This window comes from Enterococcus sp. SMC-9, assembly GCF_021011285.1.
Taxonomy (GTDB): domain Bacteria; phylum Bacillota; class Bacilli; order Lactobacillales; family Enterococcaceae; genus Enterococcus_C; species Enterococcus_C montenegrensis.
The window spans coordinates 15316-36401 of the sequence record NZ_JAILYE010000011.1; the positions used below are offsets into that span (position 1 = coordinate 15316).

At 37.0% G+C, this 21086-nt stretch carries 18 protein-coding genes and 9 tRNA genes; 5 read left to right on the top strand and 22 right to left on the bottom strand.

Features of this window, described 5'->3' with window-relative positions:
• Window positions 1-61 precede the first annotated feature (61 nt).
• From dprA to ylqF, 3 genes are read right to left on the bottom strand one after another with little or no spacing between them, the layout of a single operon-like run.
• A complete protein-coding gene (dprA, locus tag K4422_RS13360) occupies window positions 62-928 on the bottom strand; it encodes a DNA-processing protein DprA (protein WP_230711518.1) in 867 nt (288 codons plus the stop codon).
• Between the two features lie 60 nt (window positions 929-988).
• Entirely contained in the window at window positions 989-1756 is a 768-nt protein-coding gene (locus K4422_RS13365; RefSeq protein ID WP_230711519.1) for a ribonuclease HII, read from the bottom strand.
• On the bottom strand, window positions 1737-2606 hold the full coding sequence (gene ylqF / locus K4422_RS13370; RefSeq protein WP_206905411.1) for a ribosome biogenesis GTPase YlqF: 870 nt from the start codon (window positions 2604-2606) through the stop codon (window positions 1737-1739). Before ylqF ends, K4422_RS13365 begins: the two co-directional genes overlap by 20 nt.
• A 148-nt stretch (window positions 2607-2754) precedes the next feature.
• On the opposite strand from ylqF, the gene K4422_RS13375 reads away from it, so the two are divergent.
• Window positions 2755-3042 carry a DUF1905 domain-containing protein gene (locus tag K4422_RS13375; RefSeq protein ID WP_230711520.1) on the top strand — a complete coding sequence of 96 codons (288 nt, stop codon included), beginning with the start codon at window positions 2755-2757 and terminating at the stop codon, window positions 3040-3042.
• An 88-nt stretch (window positions 3043-3130) separates the two neighbouring features.
• Here the strand turns inward: K4422_RS13375 and tuf are convergent, their stop codons facing one another.
• From tuf to K4422_RS13410, 7 genes are all read right to left on the bottom strand, one after another.
• Window positions 3131-4318: an elongation factor Tu gene (tuf, locus tag K4422_RS13380; RefSeq protein WP_206905417.1), complete on the bottom strand. Its 1188-nt coding sequence runs from the start codon at window positions 4316-4318 to the stop codon at window positions 3131-3133.
• A gap of 292 nt (window positions 4319-4610) precedes the next feature.
• Window positions 4611-5975 carry an MFS transporter gene (locus K4422_RS13385; protein WP_328517239.1) on the bottom strand — a complete coding sequence of 455 codons (1365 nt, stop codon included), beginning with the start codon at window positions 5973-5975 and terminating at the stop codon, window positions 4611-4613.
• A 13-nt stretch (window positions 5976-5988) separates the two neighbouring features.
• Complete coding sequence (locus K4422_RS13390; RefSeq protein ID WP_230711521.1) at window positions 5989-7584, bottom strand: alpha-L-rhamnosidase-related protein; 1596 nt, start codon at window positions 7582-7584, stop codon at window positions 5989-5991.
• A 20-nt stretch (window positions 7585-7604) separates the two neighbouring features.
• Window positions 7605-8924: an MFS transporter gene (locus K4422_RS13395; protein WP_230711522.1), complete on the bottom strand. Its 1320-nt coding sequence runs from the start codon at window positions 8922-8924 to the stop codon at window positions 7605-7607.
• A gap of 132 nt (window positions 8925-9056) precedes the next feature.
• On the bottom strand, window positions 9057-10040 hold the full coding sequence (locus K4422_RS13400) for an AraC family transcriptional regulator (protein WP_230711523.1): 984 nt from the start codon (window positions 10038-10040) through the stop codon (window positions 9057-9059).
• Between the two features lie 54 nt (window positions 10041-10094).
• A complete protein-coding gene (locus K4422_RS13405; protein ID WP_230711524.1) occupies window positions 10095-11099 on the bottom strand; it encodes a nucleoid-associated protein in 1005 nt (334 codons plus the stop codon).
• An 87-nt stretch (window positions 11100-11186) separates the two neighbouring features.
• Window positions 11187-12290: a serine hydrolase domain-containing protein gene (locus K4422_RS13410; protein WP_230711525.1), complete on the bottom strand. Its 1104-nt coding sequence runs from the start codon at window positions 12288-12290 to the stop codon at window positions 11187-11189.
• Window positions 12291-12419: 129 nt separating this feature from the next.
• On the opposite strand from K4422_RS13410, the gene K4422_RS13415 reads away from it, so the two are divergent.
• From K4422_RS13415 to K4422_RS13425, 3 genes are all read left to right on the top strand, one after another.
• Window positions 12420-13271 (top strand): aldo/keto reductase, encoded by an 852-nt coding sequence (locus K4422_RS13415; RefSeq protein WP_230711526.1) that lies wholly within the window; start codon window positions 12420-12422, stop codon window positions 13269-13271.
• Between the two features lies 1 nt (window position 13272).
• Window positions 13273-13530 (top strand): hypothetical protein, encoded by a 258-nt coding sequence (locus tag K4422_RS13420; RefSeq protein ID WP_206905433.1) that lies wholly within the window; start codon window positions 13273-13275, stop codon window positions 13528-13530.
• Between the two features lie 139 nt (window positions 13531-13669).
• The gene (locus K4422_RS13425; RefSeq protein ID WP_230711527.1) at window positions 13670-14410 is read left to right on the top strand and encodes a hypothetical protein; all 741 of its coding nucleotides are present in this window, start codon (window positions 13670-13672) and stop codon (window positions 14408-14410) included.
• 116 nt (window positions 14411-14526) lie between these two features.
• Here the strand turns inward: K4422_RS13425 and K4422_RS13430 are convergent, their stop codons facing one another.
• Window positions 14527-16944 (bottom strand): hydroxymethylglutaryl-CoA reductase, degradative, encoded by a 2418-nt coding sequence (locus K4422_RS13430; RefSeq protein WP_230711528.1) that lies wholly within the window; start codon window positions 16942-16944, stop codon window positions 14527-14529.
• A gap of 213 nt (window positions 16945-17157) precedes the next feature.
• On the opposite strand from K4422_RS13430, the gene K4422_RS13435 reads away from it, so the two are divergent.
• Window positions 17158-18309 carry a hydroxymethylglutaryl-CoA synthase gene (locus K4422_RS13435; protein ID WP_230711529.1) on the top strand — a complete coding sequence of 384 codons (1152 nt, stop codon included), beginning with the start codon at window positions 17158-17160 and terminating at the stop codon, window positions 18307-18309.
• 111 nt (window positions 18310-18420) lie between these two features.
• Here the strand turns inward: K4422_RS13435 and hisS are convergent, their stop codons facing one another.
• The 11 genes from hisS to K4422_RS13490 form a co-directional block, all read right to left on the bottom strand.
• Window positions 18421-19704, bottom strand: a complete 1284-nt coding sequence (gene hisS / locus K4422_RS13440; protein ID WP_230711530.1) for a histidine--tRNA ligase — start codon at window positions 19702-19704, stop codon at window positions 18421-18423.
• A 113-nt stretch (window positions 19705-19817) separates the two neighbouring features.
• Window positions 19818-20126, bottom strand: a complete 309-nt coding sequence (locus K4422_RS13445) for a nucleotide pyrophosphohydrolase (RefSeq protein WP_230711531.1) — start codon at window positions 20124-20126, stop codon at window positions 19818-19820.
• Between the two features lie 113 nt (window positions 20127-20239).
• Window positions 20240-20312: transfer RNA gene (locus K4422_RS13450), tRNA-His, on the bottom strand.
• 58 nt (window positions 20313-20370) lie between these two features.
• Window positions 20371-20454: transfer RNA gene (locus K4422_RS13455), tRNA-Leu, on the bottom strand.
• 23 nt (window positions 20455-20477) lie between these two features.
• Window positions 20478-20548: transfer RNA gene (locus tag K4422_RS13460), tRNA-Cys, on the bottom strand.
• A gap of 40 nt (window positions 20549-20588) precedes the next feature.
• A tRNA-Gln gene (locus K4422_RS13465) sits at window positions 20589-20660 on the bottom strand.
• A gap of 8 nt (window positions 20661-20668) precedes the next feature.
• Window positions 20669-20741 (bottom strand) — tRNA-His (locus K4422_RS13470).
• A 13-nt stretch (window positions 20742-20754) separates the two neighbouring features.
• A tRNA-Trp gene (locus K4422_RS13475) sits at window positions 20755-20828 on the bottom strand.
• Window positions 20829-20836: 8 nt separating this feature from the next.
• Window positions 20837-20917 (bottom strand) — tRNA-Tyr (locus tag K4422_RS13480).
• A gap of 1 nt (window position 20918) precedes the next feature.
• Window positions 20919-20994 (bottom strand) — tRNA-Phe (locus K4422_RS13485).
• 16 nt (window positions 20995-21010) lie between these two features.
• A tRNA-Asp gene (locus K4422_RS13490) sits at window positions 21011-21086 on the bottom strand.

A 21086-nucleotide genomic window follows, 5' to 3' on the forward strand; every position in this document is an offset into this window, starting at 1 on the left:
TAACTAAATCGTAGGTAATCATATCCATTAAAAAAATGTTTGTCAAGGAAGGCAATTAATCTTACTCAAAATTTGGCAACTCTTCTAAAATATCTTTTAAAGAAATTACACATTTTGCACCATCTTGAATCAGCTGCAAACAACCGGTTGAACGGCCGTTTAAAATATCGCCAGGAAAGGCAAAGACCTCTTTACCTGTGTCTAATGCCAATTGTGCCGTAGTAAGTGAACCGCTTTTTGCTTTGGCTTCTACTACGCATACCGCCTGTGATATACCGGCAATAATCCGGTTGCGCATCGGGAAGTGATATTTTCTTACGGGTGTACCATAGGGATATTCACTGATGACCAACTGATTTTTTAACATTTCCCAATAAATGGTAAAAACTTCTTTTGGATAGCAGATGTCCAAACCACACCCCACAACACCAATCGTCTGACCAAAAGACTGCATCGCAGTTAAATGACTGCAACTATCCACCCCTTTTGCTAAGCCACTTGCAATCGTGTAGCCTCGGTTTGTTAAGGGTGGAACAAACTTTTTCACGATCTCCTTACCATAAGGTGAAACATTTCGAGAACCGACAAAACCAATAATTTTCTCTTGTTGCAACAGTAAAATATTTCCTTCGTAAAATAAAGCAAAAGGTGGTTGGTAAATTTCCTTTAATCGCTTTGGATATAAAGGAGAGTCTAACGTGACATATTTTTGACCGTTTAATTTTTGCTGCAGCACCTCTTGCGTCAAAAAGTTCCAATCATTGTAAAAAACAAAGCTGTCGCATTTTCTTGATAATAACGGCTGCACTTCTTTAGCGGTAAAATTAAAATACTGGTGTTTTTGCGCATATTCCAAAATACGCCACTTGGTAATAATACTTGCACCTTGCAATAAAGCTAATTTTAATAAGAACCATTCTCTTTCCATTAAAAAACCTTCTTTCTAGTTATCTTCAAATAAAGATACGCAAAAAAGAAGGAAAAATATTTATAAATAATTTTTAACTGGTGCAAAAGTTTTCCGGTGAATCGCACAAATGCCGTGATTTTTTAAACCATTCAGATGATCTTTCGTTCCATAACCAGCATTTTTATCAAAAGCATAAAAAGGAAAGATTTGATGGTATTCTTTCATCAAATTATCCCGCATTTCTTTGGCTATAATACTTGCTGCAGCTATTGAAACCGATCGCGCATCCCCTTTGATCAGATTGTCTTGGGAAATATCACAGTCTAGTTTTACTGCATCTACTAATAGATGTGTTGGTTCTACGGCTAAGTCATCTATAGCTAACAGCATCGCCTTTTTACTTGCTTGCAAAATATTAATACGATCGATTTCTTCGTGATCCACGACGCCAATTCCGACAGCTATCGCTTTTTCTTGAATCTCACAATATAGCTGCCCTCTTTTTTTAGCCGATAATTGTTTAGAATCATTTAAACCTAAAAGCACAACATCTGCAGGTAAAATAACCGCCGCAGCCACAACCGGACCTGCTAGAGGACCCCGTCCTACTTCGTCAATCCCTGCGATAAAACGATGACCTTCTTGGTGTAATGTTCGCTCAAAACTAGTCATTTCAACATATTTATCTTTTAAAGCTTGCTCTTTATCTAAACGCCGATAAAATTGTTGCAGTAATTTTTGAACACCAGCTCTTTCATCTTGAGCTAAAGCCATTAGATAAGGATCCTTAGCATCGGTTAGTGTCGCTAGTTTTATTTTGATATCTTTAATTGCTTGTGCTTTCATTGAAAACTCCTGCTTCTTCGTAACGATCTAAGGTAAAAGGCCCTAATTTACTTTGCCGAATCTCAACGACAACCAACTCGCTACCACGATCATAGTCATCACGAAATCCTCTTTTTTCTGTAATCAACATCAATAAGTCTGGTAAAGGTAATTGCTCGTCGACTAACTCCAAATGATAGCGCTTGGCTACGCGCCCCGGGTAATACCGCGTGAAAAAATCCAAACCAAATAGTGCAATATCATCCAAATGTAACAGTTGGTCTTTAATGGCGCCAGTTAAAGCCAATTTCTTACCAATTTCAGGATCTTCAAATTTGGGCCATAAAATCCCTGGCGTGTCTAAAAGCTCTAATTCACTACCAGAACGCAGCCACTGTTGCCCTTTTGTTACCCCTGGTTTATTTCCTGTTTGCGCGATTTTTTTACCAACTAAACGATTCATTAAAGTTGATTTGCCGACATTTGGTATGCCAATCACCATCGCGCGAATTGCCCGTGGTTTAATGCCTCGGGCTTTATCTCTGGCAAATTTATCAGCCAAAACAGTTTTGGCCTTCGTCACAATTTTTTTAGTTCCTTGATTTTCCAAGGCATTCATTGCCAAAGCTGCAAAGCCTTTTGCTTCAAAATAGCTCTGCCATTTTTGTGTTTGTTCAGGGTCAGCCAAGTCGGCCTTATTTAATATCACTAAGCGTGGTTTTTGCTGTAAAATTTGATCTAATAATGGATTACGCGAAGAAAGCGGCAGTCTGGCATCCACTAATTCAAAAACGATGTCAACAAACTTTAGCTTTTCACTAACTTCCCGTTTGGCTTTTGCCATATGTCCTGGGAACCATTGAATTGTCATCTTTAGACAACTCCTCTCATTTAAACTACATCTTCGCATTTTAACATGAATAATGGCAATTTAAAACGTGTTCTTTTTCATTTTTAACTATCTGTAATATATTTATTACAGACTATACTAAAGATAACAAACCAAAGCAGGTGAAAAAATGAAGCTAAAATATACTTTTGTTGCAGAAATAATGCCCTCAAAAATTGGCAAGGGTGGCGCATATGTCGTTTTCCCCTATGATTTGAAAAAAGAATTTGGTGTAGGACGCCTTAAGGTTAATGCTACTTTTGATGGCGTCTTTTATGCCGGCAGCATTGTAAACATGGGACTTAAAGATCCAGCGGGAAATATTTGTTATATTCTCGGCATTAAAAAAGACATTCAGCAAAAAATTGCTAAAACAATTGGGGATTCTGTTACTGTGACCGTTAAAGTGCGGGATTAATAAAATTCAGCAAAAAATTTGGAAAGTTGATTGTCTTAATAAAAAAAGACACGTTGCAAAATTGGCAACGTGTCTTTTAAATCTAAAATTAGTTTTCGATTTCAGTAACCATACCTGAACCAACAGTACGTCCACCTTCACGAATTGAAAAAGTAGTTCCTTTTTCAACAGCGATTGGATGAATCAATTCAACTTCGATTGTAACGTTATCACCAGGCATTACCATTTCAGTACCTTCAGGCAATGCAATGTTACCTGTTACGTCAGTTGTACGGAAGTAAAATTGTGGACGGTAGTTATTAAAGAATGGTGTATGACGTCCACCTTCTTCTTTTGTTAAGATATAAACTTCACCCTTGAATTTTGTATGTGGTGTAATTGAACCTGGTTTAGCTAATACTTGACCACGTTCAACTTCGTCACGGGTAATCCCACGTAACAATACCCCAACGTTATCGCCGGCTTCACCATAATCCAAAGTTTTACGGAACATTTCCAAACCAGTTACAACAGCTTTTTGTGTTTCTGGTTTAATACCGATAATTTCGATTTCATCACCAACGTTGACTTTACCACGATCAATACGACCTGAAGCAACAGTACCACGACCAGTAATTGTGAAGACATCTTCAACTGGTAACAAGAATGGTTTATCATTGTCACGTTCTGGTGTTGGGATATATTCATCCACTGTATCCATCAAGTGCATGATAACTTCTTCTTGTTCTGGATCTCCTTCTAAAGCTTTTAAAGCAGAACCGCGGATGACAGGAATATCATCCCCTGGGAAGTTATATTCGTTTAATAATTCGCGAACTTCCATTTCAACTAGTTCTAATAATTCTTCATCATCAACTAAGTCTGTTTTATTCAAGAAAACGATCAAATATTTAACGCCAACTTGACGGGCTAACAAAATATGTTCACGCGTTTGAGGCATTGGGCCATCAGTTGCAGATACAACTAAAATTGCCCCATCCATTTGAGCTGCCCCGGTAATCATGTTTTTAACATAGTCCGCGTGTCCTGGCGCATCAATATGGGCATAGTGACGTTTTTCAGTTTCATATTCCACGTGAGCAGTATTAATTGTAATACCACGTTCACGTTCTTCTGGTGCTGCGTCGATACTTGCGTAATCTTGTGGGTTTGCTAATCCTTTTTTACCTAAAACAGTTGTGATAGCGGCAGTCAATGTCGTTTTACCATGGTCGACGTGTCCGATGGTACCGATATTAACGTGTGGTTTACTTCTGTCGTAATGTTCTTTTGCCATTAATAAAACCTCCAATAATTATTATCAGCGGGTCATACATTGCTGACTCTCTGATACCTATTATAGACTTTTCCTTACAATTGTAAAAAATTTACGCTTGTAAACTGCTTACTTTTTATAAGTTTCGATCTGACCCTTATTATAGGTCAATTTTAGTCAAAGTCAAAAAATATGTCTCGCTCAAAAATACAGCTACGTAATAACCGAATTAATCCATCTAAACACCTTATATAATAGCAAAAAAGGCAGATAGAAGTTTTCCTTCTATCTGCCTTTTACTCAATAAAAAAATTTAAATTTTTCTTCGTTGTGCTAACTCAACTTGTATTTGCGGATATTCTTGATCTAATTTATAAAAAGACATCACAATGACAGAACCGACAATGAGCGCTATAGGAATATATCCATACATTAACTTAATGGCTAAAGTGGCTTGGTTCGTTTGCTCTACAGCATTTGGTGCATAGCTTCCCCAAGCAAGCAATATCCCAGCAATCCCTCCAGCAACAGCTTGTGCAACTTTTCCTAAGAACCCATTGATAGCAGATAGAGAACCTGAAACGTCTATTCCGTTTTTCCATATGCCGTAGTCAACAGGATCTGCTTGCATAGAAAAATAGATACTTTCTTTTATTCCGTATCCCAAGGCGGACACTAGTGCACCAACTATAATTATAAAATGATTTATAGTCCCAAGCAGAATAATGACTATTCCTCCTGCTTGGATAAGCGAAGCTATGATAAAAAGATTTCTCTTCCCCATTTTATTAGCCAAAAAAGGAACAAAAAAATTGGCACACATAGGTACAACTGACATAATAGTAGCAATTGTAATTGAAAGGCCTCTGTCTCCCACCACTACAACAAAATAATAAACCAAAGAGCTCGTTTGTAAGAAAAAGCCTGTCCACATAAATAAAATGTTCAATGCAAAAATTAACCAGGGGGTATTTTGCCGCAATGCTTTTATAATATTTTTCATTGTTAGTGTTTGTTTTTCTTCGACACGTATTTCACGAACAGAAAGAAAGGTAATAAAAAATAAAATACAGCCAATTAAACCAAACATAAACATTACTTTTTTAAATCCTAAAGCTTGATTGTTACCACCAAAAAGATTAACTAAAACTAAAGCTGAAGAACTTACAACAGTTGCACCGAGAAAACCAAAAAATTTTCTAGATGTAGAGAGTGCCGTTCTTTCTTTTGCATCTGTTGTTAAACTTGGCAAAATTGAAGCCATCGGAACATTGACCAACGTATAAGAAAAAGATAAGCCAATGTAAGTAACATAAGCATAAACCATTTTGCCAGCAACGGAAGTATTCGGCACACTAAAACATAAGAATGCAAAAAAGGCAAAAGGAATTGCTCCAAAAAGAAAATATGGGCGCGATTTCCCCCATCGTGTATGGGTGTGATCAATTAGATATCCTACTAATAAGTCTGTCACGCCATCAATAATCCTGGTAATGACAAACATTAGACTAACAGCAGCGGCATTTAATCCCATAATATCTGTATAAAAATAGAGAAGGTATAAAGAAATCATTTGCCAAATTAGATTACACGCTAAATCAGAAATGCCATAGCCTAAACGTTGACGCCATTTGGAAATCCCACGTACATCATGTTTTATCCCTTTAGTAGATTCCACCTAAATCCCCCCATTACTTATTGATTTTTGTCAGTAGATATTTTCTAATCAAATATGGCGGTGTACAGCTCCATGCATGGCAATAACTGTTAACAATGGGACTACCATAAGGTGAAAAGTTTGGGTCTTCGGGTTTAAACGCTTCCCAAAATGTATCTGCTCCCATATCAATCATTTTTCCCCAATAATCTTTTATCAATGTAACTGCTTCTTTTTTCATACCAGCAATACAAAAGGCTTCAACTACATGGTGATACGTATACGGTGTTGCGATCCCTTCAATAGGAAATAATGTTTTCACCGTATTTTCAAGAATTTTTTTATTCATTTCAGGTGGCATGATTTCTGATAAAATCATCCAAACTTGACTAACAATATTTATTTCTTCGTTTTCTGCAACGATGAATAGGTTTTTTGTTGCATCAAACAAATAATCTTTGGCATATGCAACTAATTGTGCCAATTTCTCCTGATAGAATTGCAATTGAACATCTTCTTGGCGTTTTGCTAATTCTACAAATCTTTTTAGCGCATAAATCATAACGCCATGACCAGCCGTATTCTTTTTAAAATCATTTGACCAATCAATAAACACTGGCCATTCATCTTGTAAGCATAGTTTTCCTTGCTCAGTTACTAATAACATTGCCAAATCAATTTGCTTTTTAGCTACTGGATATAAGTCCTCTAGTACCTCTACGTCATTTGTATGTTGGATATAATCAAATAATGTTGTTACGAAAAATAGACTATAATCAAATAAAAAAGTATCATCTGGCGTCAATTGCGGAGTAATGAAAACATTGGCAGGAATTTTTCCTTCACTTGTCGTCATTCCACCAAATAAATAAAGGCCTCGTTTAATTAGCCTAACGTCATTAAAGGTATAGTAGTCGGCTAACGCTTGTAAACGAAGATCTCCTAGCCAAAGACGGCGATCTCGTTTGGGTCCATCTTCAAAAACATCTTGCATACAATCCATCAAAGTTTTTACTGAAACGTTACAGATTTCTTCTAATTCAGCATCTGCTAGTGTATCTTTTGGTAATTGTTCCATCGTAACGCTACTCTCAGCTGTAAAAACCGGATTTTGAAATGAAACTTGCCATTTTGGTGATGTATCAACTACAGATAACTCAATAAATCGACAACTATATCTTCTAGGCATTTTTAATGTCGTCGGCAATACATCTAAATGAATGTATTCTTCTTGAATCCAGGAGCGAGAAAGCCAACCATCATATGCAGCCGAATCAGCTGCAATTTCAGCAGCAACCTCCGCAAACTTCACTTTCAAAAATAAAGGAGCATCCATTGGAGAACCAATGGACTGAATATCAATAGCAAAAGTACCTACATAATGATCACCCAAATCCAAAATAATGCTATCATCTCGTTTTAATAAGACTTGCGGAAGGTGTTGAATTTTCGTTTTTGTAACCGCTGATTTATAGCCATTAATTTTCTTTTCATCCGGCAATATTTCGACGATAGCAACCGGCTGAATTTTACTTTTTAGTATTTCTGGTTTATTTCTATCAGCCTTGTCCAATAATTTTTTATCTTTATTCCAAACTACATCATCATTAATTTGATAAGTAAAAGTCACAATAATCCCTCCAATTCGTTTTACGCTACTATTTTTTCTTGTTCTGCTTTTGGTTTTTTACCATGACGATATTTATTTTGTAGACGCATCATCATAATTCCAGCTAACGTTGCAAGAAAAACAATACCTGCAAAACCATACATTGAATATTGGATTCTTCCTGGCGCAACAAGAAATGGTGTAACAAAAGCAAACAGACCACAACACATTCTTGAAAAACCATTAATAAATCCTTGTAAAGATGCCCGCGTTTCTGCTGGAAATGACTCCTGTGTCCAAACTTTGTAAATGGCTTCTCCTGCTAGTGGATTGCCAAAATTATAAAATCCGATTGTAACCGCTAACGCTAAGAAACCAGCACCTCCGCCAATTAAAGCCATCCCCAACATCGCCGCAAATTGAACAAAGGCACCTAAGAAAAATGCTTTATTACGATACTTTCCACCAGCTACAGAAGTAAAGGCAATAGTTGTCAATAGTGAAACAACATTCAAGATAATGCCCAGACCAGTTGCTTGTGTCTGTGTTGCTCCTGCATTTGTTAATGCATATGTTTGAAATTGTCCCCATGTATTCGCTAACAAATTCCAACAAACATAAAAGATTAAAATGGCAAAGAAAAAGCCTAAGTATTTTTCTTTATTTGAGCCAAACAATACATTTTTAAACGATACTTCTGCATTCTCGTCTTCTTTTTTAGCTGCTTGATTTTTTGCACCGCGTTCATGAAACATTTTGAATTTTTTCGATGAAGATCGCCATAACCAGGTCACCAAAGCAAAAGAAAATAAAATCCCAAAAACAATTCTAGCTCCTAAAACTCCACTAATACCGGATAATAAAAACGAGCAGATATACGAAATAAATACGCCAATTTGCCAAAAAATTTGTGTTGAAGATACTAATTTCGCTGATGTTGTTTCGTCGGGTGCATCATAAGAAACTACAGTCAAGCTAATTGGTAAATCCGCTCCAGAAGCAAATCCCATAATAATTACGCCAACTAACAAAAAATTAAAGTTATTTGATAAAACACAAATTCCAGCCCCGATTGCATAAAAGAGATTCAGCCAATTAAAAGATTTAATTAAACCAAATAGTTTAGTAATATTTCCTGCAAATAGCGAACCAAAGGCAATCGCAAACGTCAACGCACCTGAAATAATTCCCACTTGTCCAGCTGTTAACTCCAAACCTTTTTGCCAGACCGGAATAGTAGCAGACAATCCAACGATACATCCAGATCCCAGCATTGAGCCGATTCCAGCTGCTGTTGCTAATGGTGAGTATTCCTTTAATAAATCTGATTTTTCTTCATTCTTATTCACTTTCTTATTCACGTTTTCCACTCCTTCATTTGTAATGAAATAATTCATTTAACTACTAAGATTGTAAGCGGATAACAAGCAACTAACTATAGCACAATCCAACAACATTTTTATCCAAACCACAGAAAAAGGGGAATGAGTCTTTTACTCATTCCCCTGAAAATTCGATTTTTCCATCATTTTTCTAATCTCTTTTGGTGTATCTCTTGTGTATTTGGCAAATAATTTGTATAACGAGGATAAATTTTCGTAGCCAACTTCATAAGCAATCTCTAAAAAACTTTTATTTGTTTCCCGCATCAATTCTAGACTATTTTGATAACGCATGTAATTAGTTAATTCTTTAAAAGAACGGCCTGTCTGTTTTTTCAATTTATTACTAATATAATTTGGGTTATAACCAAATTCTTTCGATACTTCAGATAAGGTCAGATGTGGATAATGAATTTCAATGTAGCGTAATAATTGCAAAAGTTCCTCATCTTCGTCTTCTTGTTGACTTTCAATGCTTCGGGTCAGTTCAATAATTAAAAGTGACATTAGTAAATTAATCGCCCGCATATAAAAGTTCTCTTTATTATAATATTCCAAAATTAAACGGTGTAACACAGATTGGACAGCTTCATTTTCGCCGCAGTGAAAATGTAAAAAAGAATCATGGCTACTGTACTGATTCGAAGCATTCATCAAAAATTCACCTACAACACCATTAGATTTCACCATATTAACAATTAATTCAGTCGTGATGGATTCATCTTTTAGCAAGATATTAATCAAAATATCCTCTTTATTGAGACTATTGATTTCTTGAACAATATCTTTATCTAATAAAAGAAGTTCGCCTTGTTTTAGTATAATTTCTTTTCCATTAACATATTGAATGCAACTTCCTGAAAGCATGTAGTTGAACTCAACAAAAGAATGCGTATGAGCCGGCATAACAGAATAACGATGATGCTTATTGATAAAAATATTTCCTTCTTTGAAAAAAGACTCTTGCGGCATTTTAGGAACAGCAACCTTTTCGAAGGGTAAATTCTGATCGTTAACATTATACCCTTCTTTTCGCTGTATTTTTTCAATTTCATTTTCTTGCTGCAAAATAATTTCTAATTCAGAAAATTCCATACTATCCCCACTTTTTACAAAACTACTCGCAACCGGCTACTGAACAAATTCTATCTACAACCGATTAATCACATCTTCCACATTTTTAATCATCACTGAAATCGTCCCATCTGGATTATTAGTGAATTCAATTAAATTGGGATCTCGATAAACATCTAACGGAACTATTAATTCAATCCCGTTTGAAAGTTTTAATTTTTGCTTACTGTATTTCTTTTCCGTAATTTCTTTTACTTCCCTTAGTAATGGGGCTTGGTTCACAAACCCCTTTTCTACTACTTCTTCTTCAAAGGCCATTTGAGCTGTAATGTTGTCTTTAAAAACTTTTTGGGCAACTTCTTTTACTTCAAGTTGACCATTTTCTTCTATTGCTTCATAGACAGCGTCTTTGACATCAGCTACCACATCATGACTAGCAGCTTCAAATTTCTTACCGATTTTTTCGGCTACTTTTTTGATTACTTTGACGTTTTCTTCTAGTGATGGGATAGGCTGGCTTTCAATCACACGGGTTGAAAAATAGAAGTTCTTTTCCCCAGAAAAGGTATATTTTTTTTCAATCAATTCATAAACCATATCGGTTAAATCAATCGTGATGCCTTCGTCAGCTTTTTGCGACTTACCGGCTAAAATTGCCCGATTAATGATTAATTGATTATTTAGCCCACTTTCTGATGAATCCACAAAATGCGTAAAGCCGTCATTGTAATTAACCTTCAAAAAAGCCAGCTGCATTTTTGTATCCAACTCATATAACACGACAAAAACATCGGCACTAGGAGCATCTTCACTTTGACTATACACGTCATACCAACGGGCAACCAATTGTTCTGAAACTTGCACAAAATCATTTTGTGCTTGACTGGCTAATGCTTCAAAAGCAGAGCCAACAACTAAACTACCAGTTTTTGTTTGCGCACTTGCCAATTTTTGAATTTTTTTAGTCAAATAATCCCGAATATACTCCGTCGTTAAATCCAATTCCATTTGTGAATAAACAGGATCACCGCTTTGGCGATCAATAATGTGTAAAATTGCCTTTTTCAAATAGATATCCATTTTATTTCGCTCTTTTCTTAATTTAAAGTTCTGATTCAGTGTACAGAAAAAAGCAATGAAAAGACAAGTCTTTTCATTGCTTTTATTTTAATCTAAGGAAGTCGCAAAATTATAAATATCCGTTGCCAATAAATCATCACCGTTAATCGCCGGTTGATTGGCAAAGAGTAATACGAGGTTTTCATTGCTTTCATCGCCATAAACAAAAGTATCATAGCCGCCTAAAGAGCCGTGGATACTCTTAATCCCCTCATCGTGCCAAATGCCCCCAGCATATCCAGCATCTTCAATTTGCGCCAACTCCTTATATTCTGCTGCGGTTAGGATTTGCCCATTAGTTAAGCCTTTTTGCACTTTTAACATGTCGTCAATACTCATAAATAAATTGCCAGCCCCCAGCAGACTTGAAAATAATTCTTTATCCGCATGAAATTCATCATCTTGATAATCTTTTTCATTTTCGTAACGATACGCAATTGGCAAGGTCATCTTAGGCGGCCGTTTTTCCCAAGAAAAAGTTCGCTTTAAATGCAAAGGTTTAATAATTTTATTTTCCAATACCGTCTCATATTTTTCACCAGTAATTTGACTAATCACCCCTGATAACAAGGTGTAATTGGCATTCGTATAGGAAAAGCTTTGATCTTGTGTAACGTTCATTTCTGACAAAACATAGTTGAGTTGATCTTCTTCTAGACCCAAAAGTTTTCCAGGATTACTTTCTGCCATTTGAATACCCGAAGTATGATCTAAAAGTTGCCGAATCTTGATATTTGCCAACTCCGGCTGATTAGGATAAAAAGCAGCCAAATTACTTTCATAGGAAAGCTTTCCTGCAGCTACTAGTTGAGCAATTAGGCTGCCGGTCATAAATTTTTGTAAAGAAGCAATCGGATAAGAAAGCCGAATATTATTCTTTTTCAAACGCCCAAAATCAGCATAACCATAGGCACTACGATTAATAACTTCTCCATTTTTTACAACGAGTATGACACCTTTAAAATGTTCTTTTTGTACCATTTGGTTGATATCTGCTTTAAAAAGCGGATTACTCTGGGCTAAAATGCGCGAGACAGATGTTTCTTCTGCCGGAGCTTTTGTGGTAGTCTTGTGTGCCATTTGCCAACTAGCACCAAAAATAATGAACAATACTATAATTATGCCAATTACAAACCAATATTTTTTTTTCATCTAAATGCCTCTTTCCTGCTGCTGATTATACTGCAAACTCTAAAATTTGTTTACTAAAACAAAATGAAAGAAAAAAATCGCTAATTACGCTAAACTAGAAGTAGCAAAAAAGAATTGGAGGCATTATAGATGGAAAATCTTACATCAACTTACACATTAAAAAATGGCGTTAAAATTCCTAAAGTCGGCTTTGGTACTTGGCAAACACCCGATGGCGATGTGGCGGTTTCATCAGTTAAATCCGCTTTAAAAGTTGGATACCGCCATATCGACACGGCCCAAGGCTACCACAATGAAAAAAGTGTTGGTAAGGCGATTAAAGAAAGTGGTGTTCCTCGCTCTGAAATTTTTCTAACGACGAAATTATGGAATGAAAACCATAGCTATGATTTAGTGATGGAAAGTTTCGCCCAATCTTTAAAAGAACTAGAGACAGATTATATTGATTTATTCTTAATCCACTGGCCAAACCCCGTAACTTTCCGCGATAACTGGCAAGAAGCAAACGCCAGTACCTGGAAAGCAATGGAAGAGTTATATGAAGCAGGTAAAATCAAAGCAATCGGCGTCAGCAACTTTTTGCCACATCATTTAGATGAACTAAAGAAAACAGCTAAAATTATGCCACAAGTCAATCAAGTTTTCTTAGCTCCAGGTGAGTTGCAACCTGAAGTTGTGAAATATGCACAAGCAAATGATATTTTGCTAGAAGCTTATAGCCCACTTGGTACAGGTAAAATCTTTAGTGTACCAGAAATGCAAGAAATTGCGGCAAAACACAACAAATCAATTGCCCAAGTTGCTTTACGCTGGTCGTTACAACATGGCTTTTTACCATTACCAAAATCTGTTCATGAAAACCGCATTCAAGAAAATAGTGAAATTTTTGATTTTGAATTATCAGATGAAGATATGGCAACAATTGACAAACTAGATGGTGTCGTAGGGAAAGCCAAAAATCCAGATACTGCGAATTTTTAAAATGACAAAAGAAAAAATCCAAAAACGACTGCTAAACTTACCAAAAGAAATTACGACAGCCATTAGTTCTGATTTTGTTTTCTTAGTATGGCCTGATAAGGTCCAACATTTTCCAGCTAGAAATTGGGCAACACCCCAGTTTCAGAAAACTATTTCAGAGTACCTTACAACCCCTCTTTACACAACTTTTAATGGTTATCTAGTAGCATATGAAGAAAATAATGAGTTGATTTTGATTTTACCCGGAATGAAGCAATAAAATAGAGGCATTGGTTGTCGTATTTTAGCTGAAAACGACAATCGATGCCTTTATTTTCATTTTTTTTACAATATTGCTTTTCATTTACCCGAACTTTTTTTATAATCATAAAGGACTCAACTCAGAAAAGGAGATATTTATGAAGAAGAAACAAAAGCAAAAATTGCTAAAACAATTTCGACCTAACTTCGAACAAGTACGTTTAGAACTGTTTAACGAAATCGTTTCAAAAGCCAAAAAAGATTATAATTTAGTATTGGATATTTTTATTGATCCTAAGAAAAAAGACGATATGACTGTTGCTTTTAACAATGGCGCTCAAGTGCAACAGTTTACTGTACCGATGGATGAAAACTTTAACACTGTGGTTAAACGCATCCAAAAACAAGAAAAAGGCTTACTCGCTCGTTTTAGTACAAACTTAGCTGATAGTATTGCCTCTTACTTACAACCTAACTTGCCGCAAGGCTTATCAAGTACAACTGCCAAAGAAGATAAAGCAGACAAAGCTGCTGCTAAAAAGCCCGTGGAAATTGAAACACAGCCAAAAGAAGTGAAAAAAGAAGCTGTTACTGACAAAGACGTGAAAAAAGAAGCTGAAAAAGATGGGGCTGACAAAGAAAAAGAAGTTCACGCGCCAATGACAGTAACAGACTTTACTCAAGCAATTGCAAATTTTCCTAAGTTTGTGGTTAACCAAACAGACGCCGGGTATGAAGTCGTGGAAAAAACACCAAAAGAAGAACGTTTATTGGCGACTGTTGCAAAAGATAGTAACGAATTTACAGTTGAAAAAGCTCTTGAAAGAAAGTATAAGTTAAAAACAGAAGTGATACCTGTCATTGAAGCTTTTGCTGCAACACCAATTTCAGCTCGCTAATCCTGTAAAAAACTGCATTACACCAAATTCTATCGCTAAAAAATGCGTTATAACCTAGCCAAATGCATAAAAAAACAAGTCACTTTTCTAAGTGACTTGTTTTTTTTGCATAGATTTTAATTACTTGCTCGCAATGTAGCCAAAATTTTAGCTGCTGTTGCTTGGTTCATAGTCGTCTCTTTTTGCAATTTTCGACTGACCACTTCAATTTCACTGCCAACTGCGCCAATCGTCATTGCTAAAGAACGAGATTGAAGTGCCATATGCCCTTTTTGTATCCCTTCTGAAACAAGCGCCCGCAAAGCAGCTAAGTTTTGAGCTAAACCAACTGCCGCAACCACAGCAGCTAATTCTTTGGCATCTTCTACGGCTAAAATATTCAGTGCAGCTTGTGCTTTTGGCAAAACCCTTGTGGCACCACCGACTGTGGCAATCGCAAGTGGCAAAACAAGACGTCCTTCTAAATAGTCATCAACGACTTTCCAATCACTCAAACCTTGATACTGTCCGTCTTTTACTGCGTAGGCATGAGCCGCTGCTGCAACAGCTCGCGTATCATTACCTGTAGCTAAAATAACGCCGTCAATACCATTCATAATGCCTTTATTGTGCGTAGCAGCCCGATAAGGATCTTTTTTTGCATAATCTGCAGCAATGGCGATTTTTTCAGCCACGACATGCCCATTACCACCCTTAGCTAAATTCGCAATGGGCACACGGCAACGTACTTCAACTAACGACTCAGTTGCCAAATTACTTAAAATACTAAATAATATTTTTTCACTTGGAAAAACGGTACGCAATTTCGCCGCTACCCCTTCAAGTATGCCGTTGACAATGTTAGCTCCCATCGCATCTTTTACATCAACCTTTAAATCTAAGGACAAATAATTTCCCTCAATTTTTCGCCAACTAACATCTTTCAAGCCGCCACCACGTTTCACAATTGACGGATAGCTTACATTTGCAACTTCAAATAAGCTTGCGTAATTATTTTCCAACCATTCAATTAACGTTTTTTCATCTGCAACGTCATAAAACACGATTTGTCCTCGTAACAAACGTTCTTTAATAACAGCAGTAAATTTCTCAGCCATCTTCGCGCCATAGCTACAAGCAGCGATAACAGAAGGTTCCTCCGTCGTTAGGGGAACAGCATATTCTTTATCATTTACTACTAAGTTTAAAGCAAGCCCCATCGGTATTTCACTTTCACTGATTTGATTTTCAATCATGTGATTTGCCACATCTGAATCAAGCGTAGTATTTAACAGCTCCGCTGCTTGAATAGGATCAATTTTCTTGTCTGCTTGTAATTTTTCAAGCCGTTCAATTTGACTCATTTGATAAAATTTTTTTTTTGAATTTTCTTTACTTGGACTTTTCAATAACATAGCAAGGCCGAGGCCACCGCCAATGCATAAAGAAGCGATACCATATTCTTTATCTTCTTGTTGTAGCTGATGGCTAAGTGTGGTCAACAACCGAGCTCCAGTTGCGCCAATTGCGTGACCCAGCGAAATTCCACCGCCGTAAGGATTAACTTTGTTACTATCTAAGCCTAACTTTTTCTCTACGGCCACAGAAGAAGCTGCAAAAGCTTCATTTATCTCAAATAAATCAATATCTGCAACTGTTTTTTCTTGAGCTGCTAATAATTCTGTCACAGCCTTAATCGGAGCTACTCCCATAATAGCCGGATCAATGCCGACTTCACTAAATCCACAGATTTCAGTTAGGTAAGGTAGTTCATGTAGATCTGCATATTCTTTTGTTGCCAATAATAAAACAGCGGCGCCGTCATTAATAGTAGAAGCATTACCAGCTGTCACCGTGCCATTTTCTTTAAAAACAGTCCTTAATTGACTTAGCTTTTCAACCGAGCTATTCCCACGAATGCCTTCATCATGTTCCATTAGGCCATGAATGGTTTTTATCGGAACAATTTCTGCTGCAAAAGCCCCTTTGGCTTGTGCTTTTGCTGCCTTTAGTTGGGAATTAACAGCAAATTCATCTTGCTCACTGCGGGAAACATGAAAATCTTCTGCTACTTTTTCAGCAGTTAATCCCATATGCTTTTGGCTAAAGGCATCTGTTAAACCGTCTAAAATCATCGCCGATAAAGGTTCACCGTAGGCATTTGTTTCATAATTAAAATGACGCAATTGTGGTGCATTGGTCATACTTTCAGTACCACCAGCAATCGCAACTTCTCCTTGGCCCAATTGTAAGCTTTGCCACGCCATGATCACAGCTTTCATCCCAGAGCCACACACTTCATTTACTGTAGTTGCTGGTACTTCATACGATAAACCACTATTGATACTAATTTGTCTTGCCACATTTTGGCCGTTTCCTGCTTGTAAAACATTGCCAAATACCACTTGTTTTATGTCATCTTTTACTTTAGGATAACGTGATAATAACGACTGTGTAACTTTTGTACCTAAATCAACAGCACTATATTGGGTCAATGCCCCTTTGTATTTTCCAATCGGACTGCGCAAGGCAGCAACAATGACTACTCTTTTCAAATGTAGCACCTCCATTAGGAAATATATCATTTCTTTCATAAAAAAAAAACAACCTTAACTAATTCTGACCATTTGCAAAGAAAGTTTAAATAAACTTTAAATTATAAAATAATTTTTTCGTCAAAAAGCTTTTTTTATGCTACCTTATAAGAGCAAATATGACTGCACGAGTAACAAATTCAAAGAGAAATTTAGAAAGATAGGGGTTTGTTTATGAACGTCGGAATAGATAAAATTAGTTTTTTTGTACCACCTTATTACATTGACATGACCGAATTAGCGCAAGTGCGAAATGTTGATCCCGGAAAATATTTGATCGGAATTGGACAATCTGAAATGGCCATTGGGCCAAGTAGCCAAGATATCGTTACTTATGCTGCCAATGCGGCAAACAAAATTTTAACCGATGAAGATAAAAAGGCAATTGATTTGGTGATTGTAGGTACTGAATCTAGCTTTGATGAATCAAAAGCTAGTGCTGTAATTTTACATCGCCTGTTGGGCATCCAAGATTTTGCCCGTTCTTTTGAAATTAAAGAAGCCTGTTATGGTGCAACGGCTGGTTTAGAAGCTGCAAAAAATCATATTTCTCGTCATCCTGAAAGTAAAGCGTTAGTTATCGCTGCAGATATTGCCCGTTATGGTTTAAATAACGGCGGTGAACCTACACAAGGCGCTGGTGCGGTAGCAATGCTTATTAGTAGCCAACCGAAAATCCTAGCCCTAAGCGATGATACGATTAATTTAACCCAAGATATCTACGATTTCTGGCGTCCAACTGGCCACGCTTATCCATTAGTCGACGGACCTTTATCCAATGAAACGTATATTAACTCTTTTAATAAGGTTTATAATCGTTATAGCAAAGAATACCAAGAAAGTTTTGGCGATTTTGCTGCATTAGCTTTTCATATACCTTACACAAAAATGGGTAAAAAGGCATTGCAATCAGTTCTACCACAAGCATCAGAACAAGATGCTACTCGCTTATTAGAGCGCTATGATGAAAGTATTACCTATAGTCGACGTGTTGGTAACTTGTATACTGGTTCCTTATACTTAGGCTTGATTTCCCTCTTAGAAAACAGCACTGTTTTAAAAGCTGGTGACAAGTTAGGTCTTTTTAGTTATGGTTCAGGAGCAGTTTCACAGTTTTTCACTGGTATATTACAATCTGGTTATGAAAAACATCTTTTGAAAGATTATCATCAAGCTCTATTATTACAACGCACTAAGCTGACGATCTCAGCCTATGAAAAAATGTTTAATGAATATGTTGATTACAACAAAACAACAAATTTTAATGATGAACTACCATTTAGTATTGCAAAAATTGAAGATAACATCCGCTTTTACCGCAACTAAAAAAGACCCAGATCATGTAAACTGATGATGGAATGATTTCCAAAACTTAGACCGAAAATCTAAGTTTTGGAACATCCATACGCATTAATACATGACATGGGTCTCTTTTAATTAGTTCAAATAATTTTTAAAGTAATCATCTAAATCAGCAACAGCAATTTTATCTTCTGTTCCTTTTTCCATATCTTTAATAACTACTTTTTGCTCTTGTACCTCGGTCTCACCAATTACAACTACTAATTTTGCTCCTAAGCGATTCGCGGTTCTAAATTGTGCTTTTAATTTACGAAAATCAATATCTCTTTCACAAACTAAACCTGCATGACGTGCACTTTGGGCAGCAGCTTGTGCTAAAACATTCCCTAATTGATCCATACAAGCTACGTAAACGTCGATAGTTTCATCTACTGGGATTTCCGCCCCTTCTGCTTCGATTGCGATCAGAGCTCTTTCTATCCCTAATGCAAAGCCAAAGCCTGTATCTTTTTCAGCCGGTCCGCCAAACTCACTAATCAAACCATCATAACGTCCACCAGCACAAATCGTCGTTAATACACCGCCGAAACCTTTTGCCTCGCTCATGATTTCAAAAACAGTGTGATTATAGTAATCGAGGCCTCGTACCATTCGGTGATCGACAACATAGGGAATATTTAAGGCATCTAACATGCCTTTTACTTCATTAAAGAAAGTCTCACTATATTCATCTAAATAATCTAAAATCGAAGGTGCGTTTTCCACGATTACTTTATCTTTTTTATCTTTACTATCCAAAACTCGTAATGGATTTTGGTGTAGTCGACGTTTGGAATCTTCACTAAGTTGTTCTTCCACAGTTTCCAAGTAAGCAATTAAAGCATCACGATAACGCATACGGCTTTCTCTATTACCTAAGGTATTGATAACCAGTTTCACATGACGAACACCTAATTTTTGATAAAAATCCAACGCCATCGCCATTGTCTCAACGTCTGTAGCTGGATTTTTACTTCCGATAACTTCCACCCCAATTTGATGGAATTGACGTAAACGTCCTGCTTGTGGTCGTTCATAACGAAACATTGGCCCCATGTAATAGCCCTTAAATGGATTTACATGTTCTGGACCAAATAATTTATTTTCTACATAACTGCGGACCAATGGTGCTGTTCCCTCTGGTCGCAATGTAATGTGGCGCTCTCCTTTATCGTAGAAATCATACATTTCTTTTGTTACGATATCTGTAGTTTCGCCGACACTTCTGGCAACAACTTCAAAATGTTCAAAAATTGGTGTTCGTAATTCACGAAAATTATATTCGCCAAAGACTTTGCGAGCAGTATCTTCAATATATTGCCATTTAGCTGAATTTCCTGGCAAAATGTCCATGGTTCCTTTTGGTTTTTGATATTTCATCAAATAACTCCCTTCAAAGATGTTCAGAAATACTATATCACTTTCTACAGCGGGTTACTAGCTTGAATCCATTCCACAATTTATTTATAAGAAATAATAGACTTTTTTAATGGTTAATCAACAATCGGCTTAGGATATTTAATCGCATTTTTCTTTAGTTTTTCAGCAATAATTTCATTAATATCAAAGCCTAAATTGTCTGCTAACATATAGCTATAAATGAGTACATCTGCTATTTCTTCTTTGAGATGTTCTCGTTCAAGATTTCCTTGTTGCGAGGTCTTCCATTGATATATTTCCAACAGCTCACTTGCCTCTAGCGAGATAGATAGAGCCAAGTCTTTTTCATTATGAAAAGGACGCCAATTTCTTTCATCACGAAATTTATTAATTTTTTTCATGGTTTCTTGCATGTCACTCATTATCTTACCTTCTTTTCTTTCTCTTTATTAGTTTGTTCTTCCCCGTATTATTCAATCTACCAGATTGAATAATAAAAAAAGAGACTAAACAGATGTCTAGTCTCTTTACTTAGGGCGAACGGTGGGAATCGAACCCACGAATGCCGGAGCCACAATCCGGTGCGTTAACCACTTCGCCACGATCGCCATTACCCTATTTAATTTCAAATAAAAAACTAAGATGAAATAACATCTTAGCTCTTTATACCGGCGGCCGGGGTCGAACCGGCACGCCCGTGAGGGCACTGGATTTTGAGTCCAGCGCGTCTGCCAATTCCGCCACGCCGGCATGTCTTTATTAATAGTAGTCTAAGGCGCTAACCGGATTTGAACCGGTGATGAAGGTTTTGCAGACCTCTGCCTTACCACTTGGCTATAGCGCCATTATACTATTATAACAAATATGATTTCAAGTGAAACCAACTGGGGTAGCTGGATTCGAACCAACGCATGAGGGAGTCAAAGTCCCTTGCCTTACCGCTTGGCTATACCCCAATGAAAAGGGCGAACGATGGGAATCGAACCCACGAGTGCCGGAGCCACAATCCGGTGCGTTAACCACTTCGCCACGATCGCCGTATTAAATTAATGGCAGGGGCAGCAGGAATTGAACCCACACTAACGGTTTTGGAGACCGCTGTTCTACCTTTAAACTATGCCCCTAATAAAAATGGAGGAGAGTGGATTCGAACCACTGAACCCTAAGGAACGGATTTACAGTCCGTCGCGTTTAGCCACTTCGCTACTCCTCCGTGGTGGCGCGGGACAGAATCGAACTGCCGACACATGGAGCTTCAATCCATTGCTCTACCAACTGAGCTACCGAGCCAATTTAAAATTTATAATGGCGGTCCCGACGGGACTCGAACCCGCGATCTCCTGCGTGACAGGCAGGCGTGATAACCACTACACTACGGGACC

Excerpts from the sequence above, each read along its gene's own strand:
- K4422_RS13365 (WP_230711519.1), bottom strand. The coding sequence starts at position 1,756 with ATGAAAGCACAAGCAATTAAAGATATCAAAATAAAACTAGCGACACTA.
- tuf (WP_206905417.1), bottom strand. The coding sequence starts at position 4,318 with ATGGCAAAAGAACATTACGACAGAAGTAAACCACACGTTAATATCGGT.
- K4422_RS13410 (WP_230711525.1), bottom strand. The coding sequence starts at position 12,290 with ATGAAAAAAAAATATTGGTTTGTAATTGGCATAATTATAGTATTGTTC.
- K4422_RS13400 (WP_230711523.1), bottom strand. The coding sequence starts at position 10,040 with ATGGAATTTTCTGAATTAGAAATTATTTTGCAGCAAGAAAATGAAATT.
- K4422_RS13445 (WP_230711531.1), bottom strand. The coding sequence starts at position 20,126 with ATGAGTGACATGCAAGAAACCATGAAAAAAATTAATAAATTTCGTGAT.
- K4422_RS13425 (WP_230711527.1), top strand. The coding sequence starts at position 13,670 with ATGAAGAAGAAACAAAAGCAAAAATTGCTAAAACAATTTCGACCTAAC.
- dprA (WP_230711518.1), bottom strand. The coding sequence starts at position 928 with ATGGAAAGAGAATGGTTCTTATTAAAATTAGCTTTATTGCAAGGTGCA.
- K4422_RS13420 (WP_206905433.1), top strand. The coding sequence starts at position 13,273 with ATGACAAAAGAAAAAATCCAAAAACGACTGCTAAACTTACCAAAAGAA.
- K4422_RS13375 (WP_230711520.1), top strand. The coding sequence starts at position 2,755 with ATGAAGCTAAAATATACTTTTGTTGCAGAAATAATGCCCTCAAAAATT.
- K4422_RS13415 (WP_230711526.1), top strand. The coding sequence starts at position 12,420 with ATGGAAAATCTTACATCAACTTACACATTAAAAAATGGCGTTAAAATT.
- K4422_RS13405 (WP_230711524.1), bottom strand. The coding sequence starts at position 11,099 with ATGGATATCTATTTGAAAAAGGCAATTTTACACATTATTGATCGCCAA.
- K4422_RS13435 (WP_230711529.1), top strand. The coding sequence starts at position 17,158 with ATGAACGTCGGAATAGATAAAATTAGTTTTTTTGTACCACCTTATTAC.
- hisS (WP_230711530.1), bottom strand. The coding sequence starts at position 19,704 with ATGAAATATCAAAAACCAAAAGGAACCATGGACATTTTGCCAGGAAAT.
- ylqF (WP_206905411.1), bottom strand. The coding sequence starts at position 2,606 with ATGACAATTCAATGGTTCCCAGGACATATGGCAAAAGCCAAACGGGAA.